This is a genomic window from Chamaesiphon sp. OTE_8_metabat_110 (genome assembly GCF_031382685.1).
GTDB lineage: Bacteria > Cyanobacteriota > Cyanobacteriia > Cyanobacteriales > Chamaesiphonaceae > Chamaesiphon.
Genome location: NZ_JANMZA010000047.1, coordinates 1 through 2,928, shown reverse-complemented (window position 1 = coordinate 2,928; position 2,928 = coordinate 1). Strand labels below are relative to the sequence as shown.

The following is a 2,928-nucleotide window of genomic DNA, read 5'->3' as shown; positions in this document are numbered from 1 at the left end:
AGCAATTACTGTTCCCGAATGCCGATTGAATACGTCCTGGCTGATAATCAATACTGGACGAGTACCCGATTGTTCGCGTCCGCGTGTGGGATTGAGATTTGCCCACCAGATCTCTCCTCTTAGTATGTCGGCCATTGAGCTAAATCTCCTTCGATCCCTTCTTCTGCTAATTGTTGTTCTATTTGTGGATCGAGTTTTGCACATTCACTCGCTAAACGAGTTTGACGCAGCAGGGAGAGTTTATCGGTTAATGCTTCTTGGATTGCTTTGCTCCGATTGGGAAATACTCGTTGTGAGACTAATAGATCTACTTTCGACAATAGCTCTGAGTCGATCGTGATTGCGACTTTGTTAGTTGCCATAGATGGTCAGAGATCTAATGGTATGATGATTTATCATACCATTTCAAAAGCTTTGTTGTCAATTATCGATCGAATCAGCATAGATCGAGACTAAAGCCGATCTATCTCATATCGAAAGCACCATCCACAGCTAATAAAGTCATTTATAAGTTAACAACAGATCGAGCGCGTCTTACCGTTCGCGTAGCGTCTCTGAAAGAGAATCGCGCTCGATCTGTCAACTGGCCACTAAAACCATCAACAAACGTTCGATCTAGATCCTTAACAGCTTAGCTAAAGCTTGAGTTAACAGGCTATTTTGTGCTGGAGTACCTACCGTAATGCGCAATTTATCCTGCAATCCCGATCGATTGAAATATCGGACTAAAATCCCCCGTTCTTTTAATCCTAAATAAAGTTGCTCTGCTTGTCCATCGAGTAGAGTTGCTAACAAAAAATTACCATGAGATTCACCAACTTTTAAACCGAGCTGTTGTAACTCGATCGCCAGTTGCGCTCTTGATTCTTTAACTAGATTGGCACAGTTATTTTTATATACTCGATCGCGCATTGCCGCTGCACCAACTAAATTCGCGATCGCGTCGATATTATAACTATCTTTAACTTTAAATAAACCCGCTAATAATTTGGGATTAGCAATTCCAAATCCCATTCTTAGCCCAGCTAAAGAATAACCTTTCGACAGCGTTCGCAAGATGATAACATTGTCAAATTCCCGCACCAATGAGAGTGCAGAATCTGGTGCAAAATCTACATAAGCTTCATCGATCGCGAGTACACCCTCAAGCTGGCTGGCTAGCGTCCGTAAATCTGCTAATGGTACGATATGACCAGAAGGACTATTCGGCGAAGCGATTAAGGTGAGCGCACCTCTGGCCGCGACTAAATCCTCGATCGGTAATTTCCAGTCGGCGGGATAAGGAATTTCAACCGTCGTCGCAGGCTGCATCGCCGATATCGTCGGATACAGCACATATGTAGGCATCGGATAGACAACTCGGCGCAGATCTCCCTCAGCACAAGCTCTTACTAAGATATTTAGTAACTCATCGCTACCATTCCCCACCACAATCCAATCGGTAGGGATGTCTAACACCTCACTCACCGCTTGGCAAAATTCCCGCGCAAAGGGATCGGGATAACGCCTGAGCAATTCGGCATCGAGATTGCGCAACACTGCGATCGCCGCAGGTGAAGGCGGATAGGGATTTTCGTTCGTATTGAGCTTGATAATTGACGTTCCTGGTTTGGGCTGTTCACCAGGAATATAACCTGACATTAGATCGATCGCTGGACGAAAATAGCTCATCGGGAATTATGAATTATGAATTACTCACATCTTTCATTAAAACAAAGTGACTAGTATTTTAGTGACTAGCGACGCGCGCTCTGGAGGTTTCCTCCAGGTTCAGCGCGTCAAGACAGTGGCTAGTAGTTTTTAGTTACGAGTGAGAGTTTTAGCTCTAGATAGAGTAGTTGCTAAGTACTGGTGCAAGATGTAAGTAAAGCAATTGTCCCTAATTCAAGTCAATCTAACTCCCCCCAATGCGAGCCACATCGCGGGAATTCTCCTCAAACGCAGCATCGAGCGCATCATCACCACTCAACCCCGAAGCCAGCGCATTCTGAATCGCTTGCAGCACCCGTTTATAGTCACGCGGCATCACCTTCACAAACTTCGGCACCATCGCATCCCAATTCGATAGAACTGAGATCGCTTTTTGACTCTTTGTATATTCAGCGTGCTTCTCGATCGAACCCCGCAATTTCCCAATCTCTTCAGCATCACTCAGCGTTTCCAATCCCACCATCTGGGTATTGCAGCGCGTCGGGAAATCACCCTGCTCGTCGAGGATATAAGCAACACCGCCACTCATTCCCGCCGCGAAATTGCGTCCGGTGGTGCCGAGAACGATCACTTGTCCGCCTGTCATGTACTCGCAACCATGATCGCCGATCGATTCCACCACTGCACTCACCCCAGAGTTACGCACACAGAAACGTTCGCCAGCCATGCCGTTGATGTAGATTTCGCCGCTGGTGGCTCCATAGAGAGCGACGTTGCCGACGATGACGTTTTCGGCGGCGATGAAGGTGGATTTGGGCGAGGGGTAGAGGATGATTTTACCGCCGCTGAGTCCTTTGCCGATGTAGTCATTGGCATCGCCTTCGAGTTCGAGGGTGACTCCTTTGGGGATAAATGCGCCGAAGCTTTGTCCGGCACTGCCATGGAATTTGAGGTGGACGGTATCATCGGGGAGTCCGTGCCAGTGGTTTTTGGTGATTTCGTTACCGAGGATGGTGCCTACTGCGCGGTTGACGTTGCAGATTGGGAGGGTGGCTTTGGTGGGTTTGCCAGACTCGATCGAGTCTTTGCACAGGTCTAATAAAGTAGTAATGTCGAGGGATTTGTCAAGTCCATGATCTTGGGCGATCTGTTGATAACGTCCGACTTCTGCGCCTGCTTCGGGTTGATAGAGGAGGTTGGAGAGGTCGATATTTTTGGCTTTCCAATGGGCGATCGCTTGTTTAGATTCTAAGATATCGGTGCGTCCTACCATTTCGT

General features: G+C 47.3%; 3 protein-coding genes and 1 pseudogene. All 4 read right to left on the bottom strand.

Features of this window, described 5'->3' with window-relative positions; translation table 11 throughout:
* On the bottom strand, positions 1 to 135 hold a 135-nt coding region (locus tag RMO52_RS01915), incomplete at its 3' end, for a type II toxin-antitoxin system PemK/MazF family toxin (protein ID WP_310410412.1).
* Positions 120 to 362 carry a ribbon-helix-helix domain-containing protein gene (locus RMO52_RS01910; RefSeq protein ID WP_309741615.1) on the bottom strand — a complete coding sequence of 81 codons (243 nt, stop codon included), beginning with the start codon at positions 360 to 362 and terminating at the stop codon, positions 120 to 122. The genes RMO52_RS01915 and RMO52_RS01910, both read right to left, overlap by 16 nt.
* Positions 363 to 615: 253 nt before the next feature.
* On the bottom strand, positions 616 to 1,671 hold the full coding sequence (hisC, locus tag RMO52_RS01905; protein ID WP_310410409.1) for a histidinol-phosphate transaminase: 1,056 nt from the start codon (positions 1,669 to 1,671) through the stop codon (positions 616 to 618).
* Between the two features lie 223 nt (positions 1,672 to 1,894).
* Positions 1,895 to 2,928 (bottom strand): annotated as a pseudogene (locus RMO52_RS01900) (glutamate synthase subunit alpha); the annotation flags it as partial.

Excerpts from the sequence above, each read along its gene's own strand:
- RMO52_RS01910 (WP_309741615.1), bottom strand. The coding sequence starts at position 362 with ATGGCAACTAACAAAGTCGCAATCACGATCGACTCAGAGCTATTGTCG.
- hisC (WP_310410409.1), bottom strand. The coding sequence starts at position 1,671 with ATGAGCTATTTTCGTCCAGCGATCGATCTAATGTCAGGTTATATTCCT.